The 26,246-nt window shown below is 40.2% G+C and carries 25 protein-coding genes and 1 tRNA gene; 19 read left to right on the top strand and 7 right to left on the bottom strand.

Translation table 11 applies throughout. The features are described 5' to 3' along the window. Positions 1 to 6 precede the first annotated feature (6 nt). The 3 genes from ACFSX4_RS07575 (at position 7) to ACFSX4_RS07565 (ending at position 2,260) form a co-directional block, all read left to right on the top strand. On the top strand, positions 7 to 921 hold the full coding sequence (locus tag ACFSX4_RS07575; RefSeq protein ID WP_377773155.1) for a hypothetical protein: 915 nt from the start codon (positions 7 to 9) through the stop codon (positions 919 to 921). A gap of 190 nt (positions 922 to 1,111) precedes the next feature. After that, positions 1,112 to 1,182, top strand: a tRNA-Thr gene (locus ACFSX4_RS07570). A 310-nt stretch (positions 1,183 to 1,492) separates the two neighbouring features. Beyond that, a complete protein-coding gene (locus ACFSX4_RS07565; RefSeq protein WP_377773153.1) occupies positions 1,493 to 2,260 on the top strand; it encodes a serine hydrolase in 768 nt (255 codons plus the stop codon). 149 nt (positions 2,261 to 2,409) lie between these two features. Here ACFSX4_RS07565 and ACFSX4_RS07560 read toward each other — a convergent pair whose 3' ends face one another. Then, positions 2,410 to 3,378: a LysM peptidoglycan-binding domain-containing protein gene (locus ACFSX4_RS07560; protein WP_377773151.1), complete on the bottom strand. Its 969-nt coding sequence runs from the start codon at positions 3,376 to 3,378 to the stop codon at positions 2,410 to 2,412. Positions 3,379 to 3,654: 276 nt separating this feature from the next. On the opposite strand from ACFSX4_RS07560, the gene ACFSX4_RS07555 reads away from it, so the two are divergent. The 9 genes from ACFSX4_RS07555 (at position 3,655) to ACFSX4_RS07515 (ending at position 11,805) form a co-directional block, all read left to right on the top strand. Continuing rightward, positions 3,655 to 4,266 carry a Bax inhibitor-1/YccA family protein gene (locus ACFSX4_RS07555; protein ID WP_377773149.1) on the top strand — a complete coding sequence of 204 codons (612 nt, stop codon included), beginning with the start codon at positions 3,655 to 3,657 and terminating at the stop codon, positions 4,264 to 4,266. A gap of 38 nt (positions 4,267 to 4,304) precedes the next feature. Beyond that, positions 4,305 to 5,024 carry a YebC/PmpR family DNA-binding transcriptional regulator gene (locus ACFSX4_RS07550; RefSeq protein WP_377773147.1) on the top strand — a complete coding sequence of 240 codons (720 nt, stop codon included), beginning with the start codon at positions 4,305 to 4,307 and terminating at the stop codon, positions 5,022 to 5,024. Between the two features lie 138 nt (positions 5,025 to 5,162). Further along, positions 5,163 to 5,570, top strand: a complete 408-nt coding sequence (locus ACFSX4_RS07545) for a GntR family transcriptional regulator (RefSeq protein ID WP_377773145.1) — start codon at positions 5,163 to 5,165, stop codon at positions 5,568 to 5,570. Next, positions 5,567 to 6,472: an ABC transporter ATP-binding protein gene (locus tag ACFSX4_RS07540; protein WP_377773143.1), complete on the top strand. Its 906-nt coding sequence runs from the start codon at positions 5,567 to 5,569 to the stop codon at positions 6,470 to 6,472. Before ACFSX4_RS07545 ends, ACFSX4_RS07540 begins: the two co-directional genes overlap by 4 nt. Beyond that, the gene (locus tag ACFSX4_RS07535) at positions 6,444 to 8,489 is read left to right on the top strand and encodes a hypothetical protein (protein ID WP_377773141.1); all 2,046 of its coding nucleotides are present in this window, start codon (positions 6,444 to 6,446) and stop codon (positions 8,487 to 8,489) included. Before ACFSX4_RS07540 ends, ACFSX4_RS07535 begins: the two co-directional genes overlap by 29 nt. 82 nt (positions 8,490 to 8,571) lie before the next feature. Continuing rightward, complete coding sequence (locus ACFSX4_RS07530) at positions 8,572 to 9,108, top strand: DUF402 domain-containing protein (RefSeq protein WP_377773139.1); 537 nt, start codon at positions 8,572 to 8,574, stop codon at positions 9,106 to 9,108. A 126-nt stretch (positions 9,109 to 9,234) separates the two neighbouring features. Next, positions 9,235 to 10,092, top strand: coding sequence for a LysR family transcriptional regulator (locus tag ACFSX4_RS07525; protein WP_377773137.1), 858 nt, complete (start codon positions 9,235 to 9,237; stop codon positions 10,090 to 10,092). Positions 10,093 to 10,114: 22 nt separating this feature from the next. Continuing rightward, positions 10,115 to 11,320: a sugar efflux transporter gene (locus ACFSX4_RS07520; RefSeq protein WP_377773135.1), complete on the top strand. Its 1,206-nt coding sequence runs from the start codon at positions 10,115 to 10,117 to the stop codon at positions 11,318 to 11,320. Beyond that, entirely contained in the window at positions 11,320 to 11,805 is a 486-nt protein-coding gene (locus ACFSX4_RS07515; RefSeq protein ID WP_377773133.1) for a DUF456 domain-containing protein, read from the top strand. Before ACFSX4_RS07520 ends, ACFSX4_RS07515 begins: the two co-directional genes overlap by 1 nt. A gap of 43 nt (positions 11,806 to 11,848) precedes the next feature. Here the strand turns inward: ACFSX4_RS07515 and ACFSX4_RS07510 are convergent, their stop codons facing one another. Genes ACFSX4_RS07510 through ACFSX4_RS07495 form a run of 4 tightly spaced genes read right to left on the bottom strand, consistent with a single transcriptional unit; the run spans position 11,849 to position 15,802 of the window. Beyond that, positions 11,849 to 12,949 carry an ABC transporter ATP-binding protein gene (locus ACFSX4_RS07510; RefSeq protein ID WP_377773131.1) on the bottom strand — a complete coding sequence of 367 codons (1,101 nt, stop codon included), beginning with the start codon at positions 12,947 to 12,949 and terminating at the stop codon, positions 11,849 to 11,851. Further along, a complete protein-coding gene (locus ACFSX4_RS07505; RefSeq protein ID WP_377773129.1) occupies positions 12,927 to 13,946 on the bottom strand; it encodes an ABC transporter ATP-binding protein in 1,020 nt (339 codons plus the stop codon). Before ACFSX4_RS07505 ends, ACFSX4_RS07510 begins: the two co-directional genes overlap by 23 nt. 15 nt (positions 13,947 to 13,961) lie before the next feature. After that, positions 13,962 to 14,882, bottom strand: coding sequence for an ABC transporter permease (locus ACFSX4_RS07500; protein ID WP_377773127.1), 921 nt, complete (start codon positions 14,880 to 14,882; stop codon positions 13,962 to 13,964). Between the two features lie 11 nt (positions 14,883 to 14,893). After that, complete coding sequence (locus ACFSX4_RS07495) at positions 14,894 to 15,802, bottom strand: ABC transporter permease (protein ID WP_377773125.1); 909 nt, start codon at positions 15,800 to 15,802, stop codon at positions 14,894 to 14,896. 270 nt (positions 15,803 to 16,072) lie between these two features. Between ACFSX4_RS07495 and ACFSX4_RS07490 the strand changes: the two genes are divergently transcribed. The 7 genes from ACFSX4_RS07490 (at position 16,073) to ACFSX4_RS07460 (ending at position 24,644) form a co-directional block, all read left to right on the top strand. Next, positions 16,073 to 17,734, top strand: a complete 1,662-nt coding sequence (locus ACFSX4_RS07490) for an ABC transporter substrate-binding protein (protein WP_377773123.1) — start codon at positions 16,073 to 16,075, stop codon at positions 17,732 to 17,734. A 105-nt stretch (positions 17,735 to 17,839) separates the two neighbouring features. Then, positions 17,840 to 19,513 (top strand): glutathione ABC transporter substrate-binding protein, encoded by a 1,674-nt coding sequence (locus ACFSX4_RS07485; RefSeq protein WP_377773121.1) that lies wholly within the window; start codon positions 17,840 to 17,842, stop codon positions 19,511 to 19,513. A 204-nt stretch (positions 19,514 to 19,717) separates the two neighbouring features. Continuing rightward, positions 19,718 to 21,394 (top strand): glutathione ABC transporter substrate-binding protein, encoded by a 1,677-nt coding sequence (locus ACFSX4_RS07480; RefSeq protein ID WP_377773119.1) that lies wholly within the window; start codon positions 19,718 to 19,720, stop codon positions 21,392 to 21,394. Positions 21,395 to 21,563: 169 nt separating this feature from the next. Further along, positions 21,564 to 23,243 (top strand): glutathione ABC transporter substrate-binding protein, encoded by a 1,680-nt coding sequence (locus tag ACFSX4_RS07475; protein WP_377773117.1) that lies wholly within the window; start codon positions 21,564 to 21,566, stop codon positions 23,241 to 23,243. 136 nt (positions 23,244 to 23,379) lie between these two features. Further along, the gene (locus tag ACFSX4_RS07470) at positions 23,380 to 23,664 is read left to right on the top strand and encodes a hypothetical protein (protein ID WP_377773115.1); all 285 of its coding nucleotides are present in this window, start codon (positions 23,380 to 23,382) and stop codon (positions 23,662 to 23,664) included. 43 nt (positions 23,665 to 23,707) lie between these two features. Beyond that, positions 23,708 to 24,022 carry a hypothetical protein gene (locus ACFSX4_RS07465; protein ID WP_377773113.1) on the top strand — a complete coding sequence of 105 codons (315 nt, stop codon included), beginning with the start codon at positions 23,708 to 23,710 and terminating at the stop codon, positions 24,020 to 24,022. A 58-nt stretch (positions 24,023 to 24,080) separates the two neighbouring features. Beyond that, positions 24,081 to 24,644, top strand: a complete 564-nt coding sequence (locus tag ACFSX4_RS07460) for a GNAT family N-acetyltransferase (RefSeq protein ID WP_377773111.1) — start codon at positions 24,081 to 24,083, stop codon at positions 24,642 to 24,644. On the opposite strand, the gene ACFSX4_RS07455 is transcribed toward ACFSX4_RS07460, so the two are convergent. Together ACFSX4_RS07455 and ACFSX4_RS07450 are read right to left on the bottom strand one after the other, a co-directional pair. Then, positions 24,639 to 25,235 (bottom strand): LOG family protein, encoded by a 597-nt coding sequence (locus tag ACFSX4_RS07455; RefSeq protein WP_377773109.1) that lies wholly within the window; start codon positions 25,233 to 25,235, stop codon positions 24,639 to 24,641. The two genes, ACFSX4_RS07460 and ACFSX4_RS07455, sit on opposite strands and share 6 nt — an antisense overlap. A 30-nt stretch (positions 25,236 to 25,265) precedes the next feature. After that, entirely contained in the window at positions 25,266 to 26,180 is a 915-nt protein-coding gene (locus tag ACFSX4_RS07450) for a hypothetical protein (protein WP_377773107.1), read from the bottom strand. Positions 26,181 to 26,246 lie beyond the last annotated feature (66 nt).

Here is a 26,246-nt window from a genome sequence, read left to right as displayed (position 1 = left end):
AGCGATATGAAAAATGTGATGCTGATGGGTATTCACGGCAGAATCGGCCAACATTTATATTTGGAGCTGAAAGACACATACCGGCTTCACTGTTTTTCCGGTGCAGGGCGTGAGGATGATGACTTGAAAATCACTTATGTGAAAAAAGATCTTTTCATACTGCCTGAGGTGGAAGAGGCACTTGAAAATATTGATATTGTAATATTCTTTGAAGACCCGATTATGCGGCTCAACCGGCTGACGCAGGGGCGTTTTGATGAAATTTATCTTTTAATTGCGGACAATATCGCGAGAGCCTCAAACACAAATCATGTCGAACAGATTATCTATGTCGGTGATGAACTGGCATCCGAAGAATTAATTGATGTACTCGGGGCATATGGGACGCCGGTTCAGAAGACAGAAACACCCGTTAAAAGGTACGGTAAAACATTATCCTATAAACAGTCTGATTACAATAATGTAAGAAGTATTCAAAAAGCACCTCTGCCGGAAACATGGACGATTGAAGAAGTCGGTAAATACTATTTTGCATGGCTGGATGAAATACTTTATAAAGGCATTAATGTAAAAGAAGAAAATCAGCATTTTCAAATCAGTGTCATAGGTATAGATGACCCTGTTTTTATGGTGAAATATGATGAAGAAAACAGTGGCGGTGGCGTAGAAATATATAAAATAATAGGTGGAAAGATGTCCAAAAAATATCCAAATAAGCAGTCAAGACTTGAGTTCAGGGAAATGCCCGGCGGGGAATCATTTATTATGGCGCTTCATGACTATGAACCGAAGCTCCCATGGATAATGTATGTGTTTATGCAGGCACCTATTCACGCACTGATAAATCGTATTTATCAGGTCGAAATGGTGATTAATGACGCGGGTATGAACGAATTCACGCAGAAATATAAAAAGAAATGATATCTTATGGGAGACTGATTATAAGATATCATGCCTGCTTTGTTATGGTTACAGATTGTAAAATTAAATTATAAAATGCTTAAGAATTATCATTTAATATGATAGAATAATATTTAGTGTTTTCATCATATAAATGAACACAATCCTTAGTATTAATGAAATGATTACTGATTGGATTCTTGATTAAGCAGCCGGGTTAGTTAAATGGTATAACATAGTCATGGTAAGGCTGAATCGCGAGTTCGATTCTCGCACCTGGCATAATATCCCCCTGAGAACATTGAGTTCTCGGGGGTTTTCTTTATATCCGAGGCAATAAATTTTAAGAAAATATTTATTAAGACTTTTCGTCTTGTTTTCCCTCTGACTTTTAAGTCTTCTTTTTTACATTCTCAAATCTTATTTATACATCTGAATCATCACTGAACCTATTTTAATTTTTCAATGAATTAAATATTCATGCACCTCTTTTTCGAAAATATTGAGATAACAGGTATGCTGGTTTATTCTTATACATAAAAGAGGGATCTTTTTAAATGTACAGTTTTATATAAAACGAGGGGGAGACATTATGTTTATTGAAGAAATAGAAACACTGATTAAAAAACAGTCCGGAGTGGATATTTCGTATAAAATTCAGTTTCAGGATGAAGTATTCAGCTGGAATGAGGATGAAAAATACCGCTCGGCAAGTACGATTAAGGTACCAATCAGTATCGTCTGTCTTCAGCAGCACACAGAGGATTATGAAGATATAAAATTGAAGGCAGGTAAAAAAGTCGGTGGTTCGGGTGTGCTTCATACACTTAAAGATATGGATGAACTTTCACTTTGGGACACGGTGGTTCTTTCTAATATTGTGTCTGATAATTCGACTTCCAACATGCTTATGAATCATGTTGGTTTTGAAAAGTTAAAGACAGGATTTGAGGAAATGGGTCTGAAGAATTCTGTTGCAGGCCTTAATTATTATGATTTTGAAGCGGCAAAAAACGGTAAAAGAAATTCAGCATCTGCCGGTGATATGTTCAGAGTGATGAAGCTGTTGAATGAGGATTCCGGCATTCTGCCTAAAGACATGAGAGAATCTTTTTTTGATGTGCTTAAATCTCAGCAGTTTAATGAACGTGTCGGAGGATATATTGGTATAGATGAAGAGAATGGAGAATATATCGCTTCTAAAACAGGGACTGTTGAAGGGCTGGAGCACGAATACGGAGTAATTTATAAAAATGGGCGGACGCTTATATTTTCAGTATTTACGGACGGATGGGAAGAAAATCAGGATGGTGTGTATTTCTTAAATCAGATGGGAAAGATATTTAATAAATATTTATAGATAATGATAACAATAAGTTTGTTAATGGTTATAGAATGAGTGTTGAACGAATGTTTTCAGGGTGGATGTTAAAATCATAGTTTCCTGCCGGTTAACAAATTATCAGACGGTATAAAAAGCGTACCTCCCGGGAGATACGCTTTTTCATATTAATGAATGAAGTTGTGGCTTGATACTGATGAAGCACTGATTGTTCTGAATGCTTTGTTACCCTGGCCGCCGCCAAAGTTCATTTCAGAAACAAGAATTGATCCATCAGGATTCACACGTTCAACAACGCCGACATGGCCAAGACCATATGCATTGTTTGTCCAAGCGTCAGCTTGAATGATTGCACCTACTGAAGGTGTACTTGAAACACTGTGACCTGCACTTTGTGCTTTTGAAGCCCATGATGAAGCATTGCCCCAGCTGTTGCTTACAGGTTTGCCGAGTTCTTTACGACGCTCGAATGCATACCATGTGCAGTCGCCCCAAGCGTAGTAGTTTGTACCGTATGATGACTGAGTCGGTGACGGTGCCTGGGAAGCATTTGAACTTGAACTGCTTGAGTTATTTGAAGAAGCAGAACTTGATGAACTGCTGCTTGTTGTTTCAGAAGCTTCACTTGTATCATTTGAAGATGTATCATTTGAATTTGATGAAGCATTACCGCTGACTGTAAGAGTATCACCAGGGTGAATAACAATATTATTGCCGCGGTTGTTTAATGACATCAATTCTCTGTATGTGATTCCGTGTTGACGGGCAATGCCGTATAGAGAATCACCGGATTTTACTGTATATGTAGAATTTGATGAACTGTTTGAGCTTGCAGAACTTGAAGATTGTGAACTGCTGCTTGTACTCTCTTCTGATGCATTATTTGATGAAGATGAGTTGGATGATGAGCTGCTTGATGAAGAACCGTTTACCTGAAGTGTCTGGTTTACTTGAATCAAATCAGAAGATAAATTGTTCCAGCTCTTTAAATCTGATACGGATACGTTGTTTTTTGAAGCGATTGACCAAAGTGTGTCTCCGCTCTGTACTTTATGTGAAGAAGCTTCTGCATCATCTGATAATGCGATTGCTGATAATGCTGCTGTTGCTGTTAAGGCAGTAAGTACTTTTTTCATTATAGTCCTCCTGTGCTTTTAAGCATTTTTTATTTTAATATAGGTGCATGTAATGTCTGAGTTGAAATAAATGGTTAAGTATTTAAATATCCTTAAAATCAATACAAAGTATATAATATCAGAAATCTCAACCGAATTGTAGGTTGTAATATAATTGTAAAATAATTAAAATACAAAACCCGCTCTTTTAGGGATGCCTGTAATATTTATTGATGTAAAAGGGACATTTTGAGTAGTATAATATAATAATGATATACAATTTAGGAGGATCGATGAATGATTAAGAATCATCGTAAAGTATGGCTGTTTTTCCTTTATTACTGGATGATATTCGGTATCGCAACATTTTTCGGGCAGTTTTTACCGGAATCAGTACGCCCGACTTTATCCATGGCGATTTTCATCATTATTATGATCTCGCTGTTTACCCGTGGATTTAACAGAACCGGGCCTGTCATCAGCCATGTTTATGCCATTTTGATTGGACTGGTATCGTACGGTACGTTTGAAGGATTTATCAATCAGTTTGATGCAGGTACGTTTTACAGCATTATTATATTAAGTATTTTTGTTTTCATGGTGTTTGGGTTTTTTGGGTACTATGTGTTCAAAGACATTACCAGCTGGGGAAAATACTTATTCGTATCACTGTTGATTGTGATTTTTTCAAGTCTGTTGAACTTTTTTCTGCAGCTCGACTGGCTGGCGTTTACAATTACAGTAACAGGTCTTATCCTCTATCTCGGTTATACATTGTATGATTTTAACCGTATGAAAAACAGGGCGTACCGCAACCCGAGGGTAATGGGTTTTAATTTATTTATAGACTTGTTGATGATTATCAAAAGATTTCTCGAGCTTTACAGAAGGTTCGGGAATAACAGATAATAAGAAATAGAATTGATTGAAAAGGAAGATGGAATGATATGGGAAGAAAATGGAACAATATTAAAGAAAAGAAAGCCCAGAAAGATCAGAATACAAGCCGTATTTACGCAAAATTCGGGCGTGAGATATATGTAGCTGCGAGAAAAGGAGAACCTGATCCTGAGAGCAATCAGGCATTAAAAGCTGTCCTCGATCGTGCGAAAACATATTCGGTTCCTAAACATATAGTGGATAAGGCAATTGATAAAGCAAAAGGCGGCGACGAGGAGACTTTCTCTGAACTTCGCTATGAAGGGTTTGGACCAAACGGTTCGATGCTGATTGTTGATGCGCTTACGAACAACGTGAACCGTACTGCATCGGATGTCCGTGCGGCATTTGGTAAAAACGGCGGTAATATGGGTGTGAGCGGTGCTGTCAGTTACATGTTTGATGCTGTGTCAGTTTTTGTTTTTGAAGGCTTTGACAGTGAGGAAACGATGATGTATCTGATGGAAAAAGATGTGGATATCAATGATGTTGCCGACGAGAATGATTTTACAGTAGTCTACGGCGATCCCCATGCATTTCATGAAATTAAAGGTGCACTTGACGAAATGGGTGTTGAAGACTACCAGGTGGCAGAACAGTCTATGACAGCTCAAAATGAAGTGACTCTGGAAGGCGATGACAGAGAAATTTTTGACCGTTTGGTTGATGTACTTGAAGAGCTGGAAGACGTATCCAATGTGTACCACAATGTTAATTTAGAAGAATAGGTACAGCAGCCCGGCCTTTGGCCGGGTTTTTTATTGTCATGGAAATTAATTTTATAGACAGATTGTATTAACTGTATTATAATAAATAGTACAGATAGTACGGTTGATGACGTAATTAGAATGTTAGGAGGAGTGCCTGTGTTTGACTTGGATCTAAAAAGCCGAAAGCCGATTTACGAACAGTTGGTGGAACATATTAAGATGATGATTATCCAAAAGGTGCTGGAGCCTGATGAACAGCTGCCTTCAGTAAGGAATTTAGCTCAGGATTTAACCATCAACCCGAACACGATTCAAAAAGCTTATCGTGAATTAGAGAGGGACGGATATACGTATTCTGTACCCGGGAAAGGGAGCTTTGTGAATGATATGAATGAGACAATTAATAAAGAACGTATTCAAATGCTTACTGAAGATCTTGAACGTATTATTAAAGAACTGATTTATCTTGAAATATCTCCAGGTGAGTTAAAAGAGATGATTGACAAAGCTGCACTAAAAGTTGGTGGAAATGATATTGATGACCGATTGGGGGGAGATAAATGATATTGAATGCTGAAAATGTTGATAAATCATTTGGCAGAAAGAAAGCTGTTGATGGTGTATCACTCAATATTAAAGCCGGTACGATTCATGGGCTTTTGGGTTCAAACGGCGCAGGTAAAACAACTTTTATGAAAGTATTGTCCGGTATCTACAAAGCGGATAAAGGAACGGTTCGTTATGATACACATAATGTATTTGAAAATACTGATGTGAAATCAGACCTGATGTTCATTCATGATATTCCCTATTTCTTCAGAGGTGCAAGGCTTTCTGATATGGCCCGCTTTTACCGGAGTATGTATCCGAATTTCTCGGATAAACGTTTTAATCAGCTTGCAGAACATTTTAAATTAAGCCCAAAAGTACAGCTGTCAAGCTTATCTAAAGGAATGAAGCGTCAGGCATCATTTATCCTGGCATTCTCATCAAGACCGAAAGTAATGCTTCTCGATGAGCCGTTTGACGGTCTGGATCCGATTATCAGACGTCAGGTGAAAAATATAATGCTTCAAGATATTGCCAATCACAATATGACTGTGATTGCATCATCCCACAATCTGAGAGAGATGGAGGATCTGTGTGATTCAGTTTCCATTATGCATCACGGAAAACTGTTATTCCACAGAGAGCTGAGTGATATTAAAGGGACGCACTGCAAACTTCAGATGGCATTTAAGACACTGCCTGATGCATCGTTTTATAAAGATCTTGGTGTTGTGCAGCAGAGCGTAAAAGGACGTATTGTGACATGTATTATTAAAGGGGATTTAGAACATATTGAGGAGAAGGTGACAAAATACAATCCTCTTATGTATGATATTTTACCACTGACATTAGAAGAAATATTTGCGTATGAAATGGGGGAACAGGGCTATGAAATCTCAAACATCATTGTGGAATAAATCGTTGTTTAATTATTTTTCCGGCAGTGTGGTATGGCTTTCGTTTGTCTATTTAATCGTAAGTATTATTGCGCTTCCGCTGTCTCTGTGGATATTATCAATTAATTCCATGCCGGGGGAAATGCCGGGTACCGGGGATAACATGCTGATGGAGATAGCTTCAGTACACATCGTTCTGAGCGGGATTTATGTTGTACTGCTGACTTTGTTCATGTTTAATTACAAAAATAATGAGGATGTATCAGACTTCATACACAGCCTGCCGGTGAAACGTCACAGTGTATTGACTCATGCATTATTTGTCGGATTTCTGTCGATGACCCTTCCGCTTATTATTACAGGAGTGATTTTATTCTTCCTGCGGTATGCGCTGGTGTTTACAATTACTGCCGGTGAAGTGGGCATATGGTTTTTATATACACTGTTTGTACTGTACACAGTATTTGCAGTCTCTGTATTTGCAGGATTTCTAGTAAATAAAATCTTCGTCCATTTACAGATGGTCGTTGTCCTCTTCTTCCTTCCACTTGCATTCTGGGCGATGACAGTAGTTACAGCAGACTTATTTTTTGATGGTATTACAGCGTCAACATTCACAGGCTACGGCAGTTCCCTGATGGATCCGGTTGTAGACAATACATTTCCGGTATTCGCTGTAACGCAGACATTCGAAACGTTTGAAATATGGAAAATTGCAGTGTGGACGGTTATTGCGGTTCTGTTAACAGCAGTAAGTTATCTGCTTTATGCAAGGCGGAAAAATGAATTTGTCAATCAGGCATTTACCTACACATGGGTAAAAGATATTCTGACTTCATTAATTTCAATTATCGGTATGCTGGCACTTGGAACTGTGATTTCATGGACATTTGCGATTCATTCATTCGCACAGATTATCTTTTTTGTCCTTGGGTTTATCGTGTCATTTATTGTGATTGAAATGTTCTTCCAAAGTTCCGTAAAGCTTGAATTCAAGTTAAGAACAATCCTTACTGCGCTGGCAGCAGTAGTTATTTTCTGGGCACTGTTCTTTACAGGATGGAATCATTACGTGAATAAAATTCCCGACCGGGCAGAGGTTGAAAGTGTATATGTTGAAGTGAACGGAGATTTTGCTTACAGCCAGAGCCCGTCATATTATATGTATGACTTCGAAAAATATGTTGATGAAGATTATTTGTTTATAGAAGACGATTCGTTTATTGATGCTGTATATCAAACACATGAATATGCAGTGAGTCATATGTCGAACAAACAGGATCCAGACCGTTTCGCCAGCATGAATGTCACATATAAACTCAGTGACGGCAGTACAATGTCCCGTTCATTTGATTCATTACTGGAAAGTCAAGAAGGTGAAAATCTGTTGAACAATATTAATCAGTACAATCTTCTTGCAGAACAGGATTTCATAAATGCAGTGACAGATCCTTCAAAGATTGAATATTTATCGTTGAATGGTAATATGATCGATACAATCGAATTAACAAAAGAAGAAGAAATCAGCAGTTTTATCGCAGAGTATAAAGCAGACCTGCCGGTGCTGAAGTCCGCATACGGACCGCTGGTCAACCGTGGAAGTACATCAAATCTATGGATGCAGCTGGAGTTTGAAGATAATGATTATGTTGAAGTGAATGTCTCTCCATACCACCCGGCAGTGGTTAAACTGATGGAAGAACATAACGTTGATATTTCTTTGTTTTATGATATAGATGTTTCAAGAGACATGTATACTCTCGAGCTGTCGGAGGAGGAGAAACGGGATTTCTTCAGAGATTTTGACAGTATACCTTTTGAAGAGATTGAAGAGAAATACAGCCTTACAGCGCTTTCTGAAGAAGAGAAGGAAGCGGCTGTTGAAAGCATTAACAACAATGAACTAGATGCTTCCGCATCAAAAGTATTAATCTATAACTCGTATATGGGTGAAGAGGGCTTTGTTACAGAAGCCGGCACTGACGAAGAATATACGGAACCTGCAGGGTATATGTATGACCTGATAGGTATAGAGTAAAATAAGGGATAAGGCCGGACAGCCTTATCCCTTCACATTTTCTTCACAATTTCGGTATAATTGAGATTGGGAGATGATGATGATGAAAACCAAATATCTTGATAAGCGGGGATGGCGCAGAATCATTCAATCTAATTATTATGAAACACTGACGGTGATTGATGATGAGAAGATATTGATTGGTTTGATCGACATAAAAAAAGTCCGCTCGCCGCTTGTTGTTCCGATTGTTAATAAAAAAGTTAAAGTGGTCGATAAAAATTACAGATGGCTGCAGATTATGCCAGAGAAAAGGTCGTACAGTATGACTGTAATGTATGATGACCAATGGAATGTACTGCAGTATTATTTTGATGTAAATAAAAAACATTATCTGGAGCCGGGGAAAGCCCGCCGCAAAGATTTATACCTGGATGTTCTGGCACTTCCGGACGGGACATTTGAACTCGTGGATGAAGAAGATTTAAAACGTGCTAAAAAACATCATAAAATCTCGCGTCAAGATGGAGACGAAGCGTATAAAACCGCTCATAATATTATGAATGACCTTGAGAAAGATTTCTCCCGTTTCGAGACATTCGCGGAGTCATGTCTTTCCAAGATTAAAAAACAAGTATAACGGGCTCCTTCAACAGAGGATGGGGCTTTTTATTGTGAAAAAATAGTACCCATTTGATGATTTTGAGAGTATAATATGTAACTTGGAGACATGAATGTTATATAAAATTACAGCGTGGTGAGTAGAATGAAAGTAGATGACTATAAATTATTAGTAACACTGGATGAAGCTAAAACATTAAGAAAAGCTGCGGAAATGTTATACATATCACAGCCGGCGGTCAGTCAGAGACTGCGTTCGATTGAAAATGAATGGGGCGTACAGATATTTGTGCGGACTAAACGTGAACTATATGTTACGGGTGAGGGTGAAAGAATTATAGAGCATGCCAGGCATGTGGTTGAACGTGAAAAAAGAGTAAAAGATTTTATTTCAGCCAATCAAAACGGTATTCAGGGGAATTTCTCCATCGGTGTATCTTCTTTAATTGGACATACCATTCTGCCGGAGGTGCTTGCACAGTATACTCATTTGTATCCGAACGTCAATATCAGCATTGAAGTGGGATCATCCCAGCAGCTGATTAATGATTCGGATCAGTATCATTTAACAATTGTCAGAGGCAGCCGGATACTAAACAAAGAAAATGAACTGCTTGCGGTGGATAAGCATTATTTAATTATGCCGAAGTCAGGCAGAAAATCAGAAGATCTGCCGGTAATTGAATTTTTATCAGACCCAATGTACTTGAAGCAGATAGAGCAGTATTTTGAGTCACGTTTTCAAAAGAAATACAGGCCGCAGATTCGTGTCGACCAAATTGCAACCTGCCGCGCACTTCTTTTGGAGGGAGTTGGAATGACTGTGCTTCCGGGAATAATTGTCAAAGGTTTTGACAAAGAGAAGTTCAGTATCGAAGAGGTGCATGTCGATAACGAACCTATTACGAGGAATACGTATATTTCCTACGATAAAAATGTATTACAGCTGCCGCAGGTGAGGGCGTTTATTACACTGCTCAGGACGCTTGTTGCAGCCAACTAACTTTAGATGAGAGCAGGATAATATGTTAAAAGATTTAATGCAGATACAGAACTACCGGCTGTTTTTAGTGAATATGACACTGCTTGGAATGGCAGTTGCACTCAGTGCACCGTTCCTGGTTATATTTATGACTGAGACTCACGGTATGACAACAGCACAGTACGGTATTTTTATGGCGCTTGTTGCGATAGGCGGATTTACAATGAATACTATTGTCGGACGATTGAGTGATATAGTCAGATTTGAAAGAAAATATATTATATTAATCGGTCTTGTGATGGAAATAATCGCCTTTTCCAGTTACTTGATAATAGGGAATGTATGGCTTCTGGCTGCATCCTATATCATATTTGCAGCACTCGGGGCTCCGGCGATGCCGCAGCTTTATGCTTCAGCCAGGGAATCAATTAACGCATACCGCTCAAGTATTGCTGTTATGGCGAATACCGTGCTGCGTTCAACGTTTTCTTTCGGTTTTTTATTCGGCCCGTTAATCGGATCACTGCTTCTTGCAGGGTTCGGTTTTAAGGGACTGTTCAGCGGTACAGTAATTACCTTTACGATTGTTCTGATTTTATCTTTGATGATTAAGCCTGTAAAAAGTAAAGAAGTGACAACAGTTCAGTCAACGCCCGTTCTTTTGAATGAAAAGGCACCGAATATGCTGAAGAACTGGAAGCTGCTGCTGCCATTCATAGCATTTACAATGCTGCACGTCGGCCAGTGGATGTACCTCTTAAATATGCCGCTCTTTGTCACGCAGTATCTGGGACGGACAGAAGGTGCTGTTGGTATTCTGGCGAGTCTCTGTGCAGGGCTTGAAGTACCGTTTATGATATTTATGGGGTATATGGCAGGCAGGATAAGTTCCAAAACACTGTTAATATTCGGAGGGATCCTCGGAGCCGGTTACTTTTTATCTATCGGAGTATTTAACAGTTTTACAGCGATGCTCATCGGTCAAGTTCCATTATCAATCTTTCTTGCGATACTGCTCGGGCTTGGAATCAGCTATTTCCAGGATCTTCTGCCGAAGTTTCCGGGTTATGCTTCAACAATGTTTGCGAATGCTATGATTATCGGCCAGCTTCTTGGTAATTTACTTGGAGGGCTTGCAAGTGATATTGTAGGGTTAGAGAATTCGTTTTTTCTGGCCGGAGCATTTTTAACAGTTGCATTTATCTTGTTCTGTTTCACTGGAAACGAAGTAAAAGAAGGAGTCGTTTGATGGAGATTGTTTGGTGGGGTATTGTTGTTTTAAGTTTTATACTGGGGTTTGTCGGAGTGGTTGTCCCTGTAATACCTTCAGTATTGATGTACTGGGTCGGTTTTCTGGTATATCACTTCCTGATTAACAGCGATGAGTTAAGCTGGATGTTCTGGATTATTGCGTTTGTGCTTACAGTGATTGTATTAATCAGTGATTTTATCGCAAACAGTTATTTTGTAAAACGTTACGGAGGAACCAAAAAAGGAGAGGCTGCAGCAATTATCGGTATGATTGTCGGTATGTTTGTTTATCCGCCTTTCGGTGTCATATTTGTCCCGTTCATATTTGTACTGGTCATTGAATTTATCGGATCAAGAAATTTTGATCAGGCATTAAAAGCATCCATTGGATCGCTTCTTGCATTTCTTTCAAGTGCAGCGTTTAATGTTGTGATATACATTCTGTTGATTATATGGTTCCTGCTTGATGTATTTCTATTTTAAAAAAAAAGCGAGATGTCCGAAACCGGACATCTCGCTTTTTTGTTTATTTAGTGCTCTGAAAATCTTCTTTGGATGCAGCTGCTTCTTCACCGGCATCGTCAAGTACTTTACGAACGTCTTTCATTTCGTGAGTAGCTTCATGTTTACCGCTCTGAATGTCTAATGCATAGTGGCAGGCAACATCATGTTTACCTTCGAAAACTGTGTCTTTAGCTTCCAAGGCAGGTGTTTCAGTCTGGCATTTTTCAGTTGCGAACGGGCAGCGTGTATGGAAGCGGCAGCCCGCCGGCGGATCGATTGGCGAAGGCACATCTCCTCTTAAGAAGATACGTTCTTTTTTCATTTTCGGATCCGGTACCGGTATTGCAGAAAGTAATGCTTTAGTATATGGATGCTGCGGGTTTTCAAAGATACTCTTCGTATCACCCATTTCAACGATTTTTCCTAAATACATTACAATGATACGGTCTGAAATATGACGGACAACACCAAGGTCATGTGCGATAAACAGGTAAGTCAGTCCGATTTCTTTTTGAAGTCTCTGCAGCAGGTTAAGCACCTGTGCCTGAATGGAAACATCCAGTGCACTTACAGCCTCATCACAAATGATAAGCTTAGGGTTTACTGCCAGTGCACGGGCGATACCGATACGCTGACGCTGACCGCCTGAGAATTCATGCGGGAAACGGTTGATTTGATGTTCCTGAAGACCGACGGTTTCCATCAGCTCGATTGCCCGCTGAACGCGCTCTTTACCGTTTTTACCGATCTTTTGAATCTCCATTGCTTCGATTAATGTCTGTTTTACTGTTTTACGCGGATTTAATGAAGCGTATGGGTCCTGGAAGATAATCTGCATTTCACTTCTCATTTTACGCATTTCATTTTTTGAAAGTGACAGAACATCCTGTCCCCGGAATGTTACTTTGCCGTTTGTGGGCTCATCAAGCCGCAGAATGGCACGTCCTGTTGTAGACTTACCGCAGCCGGATTCACCTACAACAGATACTGTTTCACCTTCACGTATGTTAAATGTAACATCATCAACTGCTTTTACGTGGTTAACTGTACGACCCAGGAATCCTCCTTTGATAGGGAAGTATTGCTGGAGGTTTTCAACCTCAAGAAGTGCTTTCTCTGTCATAGACTTTTACCTCCTTATCTCCATCCCATTCATCTGTATAAATCCAGCATCTGACATCATTGCCGTCTTCCTGTTCAAGAAGTTCAGGAAGTTTTCCACATATTTCACTCGCATGCGGACATCTCGGCGCGAATCTGCAGCCTGACGGCATTTCATTCGGTGCTGGAACGTTACCTTTGATAGGAACGAGTACATCCTGGTCAATATCGTGACGCGGCAGTGAATTAATCAATCCTACAGTATAGGGATGTCGCGGACTTTCAAACAGTGTTTCAACATCTGCATATTCAACGACTTTACCACAGTACATTACTGCAACGTAATCACACGTTTCAGCAACAACGCCGAGGTCGTGTGTAATCATTACGACACTCATGCCGATTTCTTCCTGAAGTTCTTTAATCAGTTCCAGAATCTGAGCCTGGATTGTTACATCAAGAGCGGTGGTTGGTTCATCTGCGATGAGAAGCTCCGGCTTACATGCCAAGGCCATCGCGATCATCACACGCTGTCTCATACCGCCGGATAGTTCGTACGGATATTGATTGACACGTTTTTCCGGTGATGGAATACCAACCAGTTCAAGCATTTCTATTGCCCGTTTAGTACCTGCATTTTTACCGAGACCCTGGTGAATTTTAAATGATTCTCTAAGCTGCTGCCCGATTGTATAAACAGGATTCAGTGAAGTCATTGGTTCTTGGAAAATCATTGAGATTTCATTTCCCCGGATACTGCGCATACGTGAGTTTTTCACAGATGTCAGTTCTTCACCTTTAAACTTTATACTGCCTCCTTTAATTTTCCCCGGATCTTCAATCAGCCTTAAAATGGACAGGGCGGTAATACTTTTCCCGGACCCGGATTCTCCTACAATACCTAAAGTTTTTCCTTTAGGTACTTCAAATGTTACACCATCGACTGCCTTAACTTCGTTGCCTTCAACGAAGAAGGAAGTTTGTAAATTATTTATATCGAGAATTGCTTCTTCTGACATATTGAGTACCCCCTCTTAGTTTAGATCAACACGTTTGTTAAGCATCTTATAAGAAATATCGACCAGTAAGTTTACAACGACGAAGCTGACTGCAATGACTAATACTGCACCCTGCACTACAGGGAAGTCACGCTGAAGAATAGAATCAATAATCAGACGGCCGAGACCGTTGATTGCGAAAACACTTTCTGTCAGTACAGCTCCTGCAAGTAAGTAACCAAACTGCAGACCGATAACTGTAACTACCGGAATCATTGCATTTTTCAGTGCATGACGGAAAATAACGACGCGCTCCTGAACCCCTTTGGCACGTGCAGTTCTGATGTAATCCTGTGATATAACATCCAGCATACTGCTTCGTGTCATACGGGCTATAATTGCAGCTCCGCCTGTACCGAGTGCAATAACCGGAAGTACATTTTGACTCATGCTGCCCCAGCCTGTCGGTGAGAACCAGCCGAGATTAATGGAGAACCATTGAATCAGCATCAAACCAAGCCAGAAGTTTGGCATGGATAAACCAAAAAGTGCGATAACCATGATTGTAACGTCTTCAATTGAGTATCTGCGGACAGATGAAACAATTCCTGTGAAAACACCCATAACAATAGCAAATATTGTTGAGTAGATTGCGAGTTCTAAAGTAATCAGAAATCTTGCCTGAATATGGTTTGCTACAGGGATGTTGTCTCTGATTGAGTTTCCGAAATCAAGCTGAACAGCACTGGATAAGAAATTCCAGTATTGAACGTATAACGGGTCATTTAAACCCAGTCTTGCTTCTATTGCACGAACAGTAGCTTCCGGTGCACTTTCACCAGCCATAATGACTGCAGGGTTACCTGGCGTGAGGTGCATCAGACTGAACACTAGTACAGTAACTCCGAGCAAGACAGGAATTGTCTGTATAATTCGTCGGATAATAAATGTAGTCATGATATCCCCTCCTATTTCTTTTGTTTTGGATCAAGTGCATCTCTTAATCCGTCCCCGAATAAATTAAATGCCAGTACGACAATAACAATCATCATACCTGGGAAAAGTGTAATATGGCCTGCTTGATAAATATAGTTTCTGCCGTCATTCAGCATCGCGCCCCATTCAGGTGTCGGCGGTTGTACACCGAGTCCGAGGAATGAAAGACCTGCTGCTGAAAGAATGGCCGTTGCGATAAGTAAAGTTGTATTAACAATGATTGGAGACATGATGTTTGGAAGTACATGCTGGAAAATGATTTTCCCGTCCTTTGCTCCAAGTGCCCGTATGGCATCGATATATTCAAGTTTTTTTGTAGTCAATGTTGACCCTCGGACAATACGCGCAAATTGTGGTACAGCACCAATTGCAATTGCGATTGTTACATTGATTGTGCTGCCGCCGAGTACACTTACTATTGCAAGTGCAAGTAAAATACCCGGGAATGCTAAAAGTACGTCCATGATACGCATAATAATTGTGTCAAGCCAGCCCCCGTAATACCCGGAGAGTACCCCGAGCGGAACTCCAACAATTGCTGCAAGAAATGTTGCAGCAAAGCCGACACCAAGTGTGATGTACATACCGTGAAGAATTCTAAAGAAAATATCCCGTCCTAAATGGTCGGTACCAAACCAGAATTCTGCTGATGGTCCCTGTAGTTTTGATGTAAGATTTGTTGCATTCGAACTGACCCCTGTAAACCCATAGTTTGCATCAAGCGCTCCGAAAATTGACACGAAGAATAAAAATACAAGAACGTAAAAGCCTGCAAGAGCAGATTTGTTTTTACGCAGCCGTTTATAAAAGTCTTTAAAACTTTTTACACGTGGATTCTCGCGTTTAACTTGTGAGACTTGAGCATCTGTAGTGCTTGTCATTTTATAGCCCCCCTTAATTGAAATCTCTGCATATTTGTAGTCTGTACAGAATGATGCTATTTAAATATGATACCTTCATGAGTTAAATATAACAATATAAATGGTTAAATTGCACCTTATTTTTTTGAAATTACAGAAATAAATTTTAATTGTCAAATATCGGAATTGAAAGAAATCTTTTTAAAGGTGTTGACTGATTAAAATCATACCTTTATAGTATGGAATAATAACATAGTTATTTACTATGCTTTAATGATTGGAGGATATTTGATGAATAAAATTTTGAATGCGGCAGTCCTGGTAATGGTGATACATATTCTTGCAGCATGTACAAGTGACAGTGAGGTAGAAGATGATGTTTCAGGGTCTCTGGAGCAAGGAAATGACATAGTCGTTTCCTATGCCGATGATGCAGTATCACTGGACCCCCACGGCAGTAACGATGCGTACTCGAACAGAGTACGGTCAAATATATATGAAGGTCTTGTGAAGCAGGGAGATAATCTTGAGACTGAACCGCTTCTTGCTACAGACTGGGAGCAGATAGATGATTTAACATGGGAATTTACATTAGACGAAAATGTGACTTTCCATGATGGGACAGATTTTAATGCGGAAACAGTAAAGGCGAATCTTGAGCGTGTAATTGACCCGGCTGTTGCATCTCCAAGAGCAAACATTTATGAAATGATTGAAGCGGTGAATGTTCTCGATGAGCACAAAATTGAAATCGTTACTGAATATCCTTTTACACCACTGCTGAATTACTTAACGCATGGTGCAGGCGGCATGATCAGTAAAGATTTAATTGACCGGGATTATCAAAATGCGATTGATGAGGCGGGTCTTGACATGACGCTTGAAGCGTATTATGAAGAGAGAGCAGAAGACAGCAGTGAATATCAGGAAGCGGCTGAGGCACTCAGTGAGTCAACCGGTGATTTAATTGAACAGGAAGCAATCGGCACGAACTATCTGCAGTTCAGTGATCGTGAGCAGGGGGAGTATACAACGCTGTCACGTTTTGAAGATTACAGGGAAGGACCGGCGACTGTAGATACTGTGACCTTTAAAGTGATTCCTGAAGCAGGAATACTTCTTGCGGACCTTGAGGCCGGGGAATCTCATATGATTGGATTCAGTGAGGAAAGTCAGCTTGAACGTCTTGAAAATAATCCTGACATTTATATTGAAAATCGGGAACAGCTGTTTACAGAGCATGTCGGCTTTAACACTCAGAAAGAGCCGCTAAATGATAAGCGTGTAAGGCAGGCGATTGCCTACTTATTTAATAAGGAAGAGATAATAGATGGTGTTTACAGCGGAAATGGAAATGTAATTAATGGTTTTATGAATGAACAGATTCAAGGTTACAATGATGACATTTATACTTATGACTATAATGTAGAACGTGCAAAGGAATTAATGGCGGAAGCAGGATATGAAGATGGTTTCGAGTTATCTTTTGTGACGAATGAAATGCAGCAGCGTGTAGATTTAGGTGTCTATCTGCAGGAGGTCCTCAGTGAAATTAATATAGATTTGTCAGTGGAACAGCTTGAATGGGGTACGTTCCTGTCCCATGCCGACAGCGGGGAACACGACATGTTTGTAATGGGATGGCCGAATCCTACAGCAGACCCTGATCAGAGTCTGTGGCCGTTGTACCACTCATCTATGCATGGCACTCAGGGCAACCGGACATTCTTTGAAAATGAAGGAGTTGACAGTCTGCTTGAAGAGGCAAGACAGGAATCAGATGACAGCAGGCGTACTGTGTTGTACGAAGAAGCCCAGGAAATTTTAAATGAGGAGATACCTGCCATTCATTTCAGGGACGGGATGGGTTATCAGGGAATTCAAAATTCAGTGGAAGGCATTGAGTTCGACGCCCATGTAAATCCGGATTTCAGAAACGTTACGATTAATTAATGACAGAATATTAAAAAACTGTTGCACTGATTCAAATCATAGTGATAGAATATGCTTTAATGACATAGTTTTTGGCTATGATTTAGAAAAGGTGGTAATCATTTGGTGAAGCGGTATTTTAAATGGCTGTTACTGGTCAGTGTAATCAGTATTCTTGCAGCATGTACGGATGACAGTAATGTAGATGAAGCAGCAGAGGGAGATAGTGAAGAAAGCGGGAGCGGCGGTGACTTTGTAGTTTCTACAGGCACTGACGTTGTGTCACTTGACCCGCACGGCAATAACGATCTTTATTCGGATCAAGTAAGAAACACAATATATGAAGGACTTGTTACCCAGGATGAAAACGTGGAAATTGTTCCGCTTCTTGCAGAAGATTATGAGCAGGTGGACGATTTAACGTGGAGATTTAATTTGAGGGACGATGTTACATTTCATGACGGCAGTGAATTCAATGCAGATGTTGTAAAAGCGAATCTTGAGCGTGTCATTGATTCTGCTGTCGCTTCACCGCGGCTTAATATTTTTGAAATGATTGCCGAAGTGAATGTGGTGGATGAGCATACTGTAGAGATTGTTACAGAGTATCCATTTGCACCAATGTTAAATCACTTAACGCATGACGGCGGCGGTATGATCAGTAAAGAAGTGATTGATGAAGATTATGAAAATGCCCTTCAAAGTTCAGGACATGATATGACCGCTGAAGAATACTATGAATTAAGAGATGAAGGCGGCGAGGAATATGAGGCTGTAGCAGATGATATCGCAGGCCATATCGGAGAAGTGGTTGAAGTAAAACCGGTCGGGACTAACTATGCGAAATTCTCTTCAAGGTCTCCTGGGGAGAATACAGTACTTGAACGTTTTGATGAGTACTGGGGAGAACCAATGGCACTGGATACAGTGACATTTAAAATCATTACTGAGACAGCTTCAAGAATAGCTGATCTTGAGACAGGAAACTCCCATATGATATTAGGGTTTGACGGCAGTGATTTAGGGCGTATAGAAGATCATCCTGAAACCGAACCGTATACACTTTACAATATTGCAGTAGAGTATATCGGATTTAATACCCAGAAAGAACCACTTGATGATAAGCGTGTCAGACAGGCGATTTCCCACGTGGTGGACAGAGAAGAACTTCTTAACGGCGTTTACAGTGGTACCGGCAGAGTACCTACAGGGGTTGTGACACCGGAACTGCTGGGACATGATGAAAGTCTCGAAGGTTATGAATATGACATTGAAAGAGCACAGGAACTCATGGCAGAAGCAGGTTATGAAGATGGTTTTGAAATCTCTATTTTGACGAATGATGCAGAGCAGCGTGTAAATACTGCAGTATATCTGCAGGAGGCACTGCAGCAGATCAATATTGATGCCTCCGTGGAACAGCTGGAGTGGGCTGCATTTTTGGAAGCGGCCGGTCAGGGCAATCATGATATCTTTATCCAGGGACATCCGAACGCAACCGGTGACCCGGATCAGTCACTATGGGGTTTGTACCACTCATCTATGCAGGGTAACGGCGGTAACAGAACATTCTTTGACAATGAAGAAGTCGATCAGCTGCTTCAGGAAGGCAGAGAAACAACAGATGAGGATGAACGGACGGAAATTTACCATGAAGTGCAGGCGATTTTAGAAGAAGAAGCACCGATGGTTTATATCAGACAGGCAGAAAGCCTGAATGCATACAGGTCTGAAGATGTTGAAGGACTTTATATCAACACTTACAATAAGCCGGACTTCAGAGGCGTAACTCTGAATTAACAGCAGCTCTTAATGCTTAGATTTAAATACTAGGCATTAAGAGTTTTCTTTTTAAATAATATCAGAATATGAAATAAATAAATCATATATTTTTGTCATTATCTGAAAATTTAGTATTGAAAGAAAAGAGATTATAGTTTATTCTAACTATAATCAAAAATAAATACTTTGATTATTTATTATGAATTAATAGGGGGATAAGCTATGAAGGGGTTATGGAAGTACTTAATGTTCGTTGTTGTAATCATGCTGGTTGCATGTTCAAACGACAGTGACGTTAATCCGGAAGGGGAAGCCGGCGGCGAAAATGGAGAGGCTCCGGCAGGCGGTGATTTAGTTATTGCACTGCCGAGTGACGCAGTTTCAATGGATCCGCACGGCAGTAATGACGTGCCTTCCGAGCAGGTTCGAGATGTTCTTTATGAAGGTCTTGTTGCTCAGGATGAAAATCTGGAGATTTACGGGAAACTTGCAGAAGACTGGGAGCAGGTCGATGACACAACATGGAGATTTAATCTTCGTCAGGGCGTAATGTTCCATGATGGAACAGAGTTTAATGCTGAAGTTGTTAAAGCGAATGTTGAAAGATTATTGGACCCTGCAAAAGCGTCACCGCGTGCATTCCTTCTTGAAATGGTGACGGAAGTAAATGTTGTAGATGAGTATACAGTTGAATTAGTAACAGAATATCCATTTTCACCGTTACTCGGCCACTTAACACACGGCGCAGGTAAAATGATCAGTAAAGAGCTTATCGATGCAGACTATCAGAATGCACTCGATGCAGCAGGTCAGGATATGACATTGGATGAGTATTATGAATCAAGAGCAGAGGGTGGCGATGCGCATGACGAAATTGCAAACGCAATTGCCGGAGATGTGGGTTCATTAGTTGAAAGTGAGCCTGTTGGTACAGGTTATATGCAGTTTGAATCAAGAAGCCCTGGTGCGCAGACAACTTTAGCGAACTATCCGGATTATTGGGATGGTGCAGCGAACCTCGACAGCGCAGAATTTAAAGTAGTATCTGAAACAGGTGCACGTATTGCAGAACTTGAAACAGGATCATCACAGTTTATTGCTGCTGTACAGTCTGCAAACATTGAGCGTGTAGAAAACATGCCGGATGTAACACTTGAGAGAACAGAGTCAGTGTCTATTGACTATATCGGTTTCAATACATCCAAAGAACCATTCAATGACAAGCGTGTTCGTCAGGCAATCACACATGCTTTTGATAAAGAAGCTGTTCTTTCAGGGGTATACAATAACTCAGGTGTACCGGCAGTAGCGCCGCTTGCACCGGGAGTGCTCGGTTATGATGAAAACCTTGAAGGTCTGGACTTTAACATGGACACAGCAAGAGAACTTCTTGAAGAAGCGGGTTATGCAGACGGTTTCGACGTGACATTGATGGTGAACGATGACAATGCTGAACGTGTAGATATGGCAGTATTCCTGCAGGAAGCACTGGCAGAACTTAATATCAATGTTAGTGTTGAACAAGTTGAGTGGGGTGCGTATTTAGAAGCAACAGGTCAAGGTGAACATGATATGTACATCCTCGGCTGGTCCAACTCAACAGGTGACCCGGATAATGGTATTTCCCCATTATTCCACTCTGACTATTTAGGCAGTGACGGTAACCGTTCATTCTTCCAAAATGATGAGTTAGATGCATTACTGGATGAAGGTAAACGTGAATCTGACGATGCTGCACGAGAAGAAATCTATAAACAGGCTCAGGAAGTGCTTGTTGATGAAGCACCTGCAATTTTTGTCAGACATTCTGAAAACTTGAATGCATACACTGATAATTTAACAAATGTAGGTATCGACAGCTATAATATCTTCCACCTTAAAGAGGCTGGGTTAAATTAAAAACTGTCATGTAAAATTTGAAACGATTAAGGGAGAAATCCCTTAATCGTTTTTTATTTGTCGATTCCAGTAATGTAAAAAAGTGTAGTTGAAAACGGATTATTACTCCTGTATATTTAAAATAGAGATTAAATTTTATTTAATCAAAATTTTTAGGGGGCTATTTAGAATGAAGAATTTCAGGTTATTGCTTATGTTTGCAATGATTTCTGTTCTTACATTGGCACTTGCAGCTTGTGCAGACGACAGTAATGTTGATGAAGCAGCAAGCGGCGGTGATGGTGCAGAGGGAGCAGGCAGCGGTGATTTAGTTATTTCAGAAATGAGTGATATCGTAAGTCTTGATCCTCACGGAAGTAACGATGTACCGTCAAGTAATGTACGTAGTAACATTTATGAAACACTGACTACTCTGGATGAAAATATGGAAGTCCAGCCCGGACTTGCAACTGAGTGGGAAGAGGTTGATGAAAATACATGGAGATTCACACTTGCTGAAGGCGTAACTTTCCATGACGGCAGTGAATTTAATGCAGAAGTGGTTAAGGCGAATCTTGACCGCATTGTTGATCCTAATGTCGCATCACCGCGTATGTTTTTATATGAAATGGTTGAAAATGTAGAAGTGATTGATGATCATACAGTTGAAATTACAACTGAATATCCATTCGCACCTTTACTTGCACACCTTTCACATGATGCCGGCGGTATGATTAGTGAAGAGGTTATCAATGCAGATTTACAAGCAGCGCTTGATGCAGCAGGGGAAGACATGACTGCTGAGGAATATGTTGCACAGCGTGAAGAATCCGGAGAAGTTGAAGTTGGAGACGGATTTGCTAATGAAGTCGGGAACTATATTGCAGATAATGCTGTAGGTACAGGTTTCTTTGCACTGCAGTCCAGAGATGCAGGGAGCCAGGTTGTACTTGAACGCTATGAAGATTACCATGGTGATCCGGCAGAACTCAATACTGTAACATTTAAAGTTGTTCCTGAAACAGGTGCACGTTTGGCGGAACTGGAATCTGGTTCTTCTCATATTGTAGGTAAGACAGAAACAAATAATGTTGACCGTGTAGATTCACATCCGGAAACTTATTTGAATCAGCAGCCGTTACTCTCATTATCTTATGTAGGATTTAACACTGAAAAAGAACCATTAAATGATCCATTAGTACGTCAGGCAATTTCTTATGCGACTGACCGTGAAGCAATCATTGAAGGGATTTATAACGGTGTAGGTGCACCGGCACGCGGTCCTTTAGCGCCGGATGTGTTCGGTTATGATGAGAATGCAGAAGGTATCGAGTATGATCTTGATCGTGCAAAAGAATTGATGGCGGAAGCTGGACATGAAGACGGATTCTCACTTGAAATCTTAACAAATGACAGCCCGGAACGTGTTGACACAGCAATCTTCCTGCAGGAAGCACTTCAGGAAATTAACATTGATGTTGATGTGCAGCAGCGTGAATGGGGTGCATATTTGGAAGAAACTGCAGCAGGAGAACATGACATGTATGTACTTGGCTGGTCTACTGTAACAGGCGATGCGGATTATGGTCTGTACTCATTATTCCATTCATCCATGCATGGTGACCCGGGTAACCGTTCATTCCTAAGTGATGATCAAGTAGATGAATTACTTGAAGCGGGCCGTCAGGAAACTGACCCGGACGAGCGTTTGGCAATTTACTCTGAGCTTCAGACTTTATTAGCTGAACTTGAACCACAGATTAATATTCACCATCAGGATGAACTGACAGGTGTTCGTAACGAAGTTGAAAACTTTGAAGTGGATGCTCTAGGTATTTATCAGCTGCATGATGTAACAATTAATCAGTAATTAATATTTAAAACCGGAAATCAATTTGATTTCCGGTTTTTTTGATTTTCTCCCGTTGTTTACCAGTGGATAACTTACTTAAATACTTAAGGAATGATATAATTATTTTAATCTATTTGATAAAGGGGAGAATCACTTGAGAAAGTTAATTATCGGGGCGTTACTCCTCGCACTTGCGGGCTGTAGTGAAGAATCACAGGCCAGTAAAGACTTAGAACAGGTGAATAAAGATATCAGTGCACTGGAAAGTGAAATTCAGTCCATTCGCAGTGAGAATGATACACTGGATCAGAACATAGAGTCGAAAGAACAGGAACTTAATGCTTTAAGGCCGGAGGAAGATACTTCTGAAGAAGATAATCAGGAAGCAGAAGAAACAGATTCAGAGGAAAATGAAGAAAATTCTGATGAGGGCAGTTAAAGTAAAATAGATAAGAAAAATTTCAGGTGAGGATGGATGCGTTGTGTTTGAGAGAAAATTTGGCATGATTGAAGGAGAAACATTTCAACTGGATGAACTCGGAAAAGAGATTGAATCCATTGTCGGTTCAAAACTTGAGGATGTTACAGGACAAGTTAAAAGGATTATCGGTTACAAACCGGACCTTGAAAATAATACAGAGTATTTTAACATCAAATTTCAATTATCACATGTTACGGATTATGTGGATGTCGTGGCAACAACAGAAAAAAAACAACAATTGAGTGATTATCACTTTGAAAAAGAAGCGTTTAAAGTGCAGTTAATCAGCTATCATCGTATGAGTCATCCAAAATAGTCTACGCTGAATTTTGAACAGTTTTATGAATAATAAGAAGAATTGGTTGAGGCTGAATATGAAATACATTAAAACAAAGCGTCTGATTTTAAGAGACTGGAAGAACAGTGATATTCCAGTCTTTATATCTATGAATATGGATCCGGATGTCCGCCGTTATTTCCCGGATACTGTCCCGGTTGAAGTGTCGAGACAGTTTATTTTTGATGCTCAAAAAGATATTGAAGACAGGGGCTTTGGTTTGTTTGCAGTGGAGCGGCGTGATACCGGTGAATTCATCGGTTTTACGGGTGTCCAGGTTTTAGAAGAGGACGGTGATTTTAATCTCGAGTTTCTCCCGTGTATTGAAATCGGCTGGCGTTTTATGAAAAAGCATTGGAACCAGGGGTTTGCGACTGAAGCTGCTGTAGGTGTGTTGAAATTTATTCAACGGAATACAGATATCAAAGAAGTGTATGCCTATGCTTCAAAAAGGAATTTTCCCTCTATCAATATTATGAAAAAAATTGGTATGGATGAAGTGGATGTATTTAATCATCCTCTGATAGAGGACGGACATTCTCTAAAACGACAGGTTGTATATAAAATAGAGCTGAAAAAAGGACACCGTTTCAAATTATGAACGGTGTCTTTTTACTAGATCTTTATAAGTTCGGACGCTTGCAGGTACGTGAGAGTTAAACTGCTGCAGTAAATCATCAAGAGAATTGTCAACGAATATCTGCGACATGTAGCGTTCTTCAAGAAAGCCGCTGTCTACAAGTTTATGAAACATGTTGATTAAATCATCATAGAAATTTTCAGTGTTCAATATTCCTATTGGTTTTTTATGAAGACCAATCTGCCCCCATGTAAACACTTCAAAAAGTTCTTCAAGCGTTCCGGCACCGCCGGGAAGGGCAACAATTGCGTCCCCGAGACCCTCAAGGAGTGTCTTACGTTCATGCATTGTTTCCACGATGCGCATGTCCTCAACTCCAGGATGTGCGGCTTCTCTTTCAGTTAGAAATCTCGGCATCACGCCCGTGACTTCACCGCCGTTTTCAAGTACACCGTTTGCGATACTGCCCATCAAACCGAGTGCACCGCCGCCGTAAACAAGTTTGATTTCTTTTTCTGCGAGGGATCGGCCAAATTCATAAGCCGCTTTTTCATATGCGGGATTCACCCCGTAAGCAGCCCCGCAGTATACAGTCATAGATTTAATGTTCATAGTCGTCACTCCTGTTGCAGGTTCCAAATTTTAACGTGCTTTCTTCAGTTTGCTGTCTAATTTTTTTTGATGTTTGGAACGCTTCATATTGCTGTCAATTGAAGTTCTTCTTCCCATTTTTTCAATGTGGGATTCTGCCTGCTCACGATGCCTTTGAAACAGCGCGGAGTGCTCCAGAACAGTACTTTCATCTTCAGTCTTTAAGTTAGGTGCAAGAGATTCACGGTGTCTCAGGAAAAGATGGCTGTTGTTAAACGCCTCGATATTTTTTTCGTGATCCTTCACTCTGTTAAAATATTCGTCCTGAACGTTGTTAATGTGTGTCATGTCTTTCTCCTCTTCTGCATGGTTATTTTCTTCCTTGTTCAGTGTATCATCAAAACTTTGTACAGTTAAAGCAAGTTGTTCCTCATCAAACGAAGTATCCTCAGATGAAATATCTTTATCATAATCATAAATTGCCGGATGATTAGAGTTAATCTCTTTGTGACCGGCTTCTAATAAAAGAGGTGAGGTATGCAGTACTTTATCACTCACCAGCATACCGCGCATTTTTTCTTCATTTGAAAGTGAAGTGTGTGACTTCATCATTTTTGGAATGTCGGTTAAGCTGAGTGAATTTTCTTCTTTCAGCTGATTTTTTCTTTTTTCTTCTTTTAATTGTTTTCTCGCTTCTCTTTTTTCCTGAATACTTTGTTTTGTTTCGGAAACTTTGTCGCTCACGACATCATAAGTGTGTCTGCTTGTTTCGTAAGCTGAGACGCTTTTATCTTTTATCGTGCCTGCAGTGTCAATGCTTTTATCTTTGACAGTTGTATAAGCAGATTTTGAAGCATCACTGAGTTTTTCAATATCCGGATGCTCTTTTATTTTCTTTCTGCCGAGAAATAAAGGGACTAACACGACAGGTAAGACATTTACGATAAATTTTAGTTTACTATTCATGATGATGACCTCCAACCTATTATCATAATTATATAATACCCTTCAGGAACTTTCATTAAACTGTGT

Source organism: Corticicoccus populi, from assembly GCF_042686195.1.
GTDB classification, from domain to species: domain Bacteria; phylum Bacillota; class Bacilli; order Staphylococcales; family Salinicoccaceae; genus Corticicoccus; species Corticicoccus populi.
This window is presented reverse-complemented; position numbering and strand designations above follow the sequence as displayed.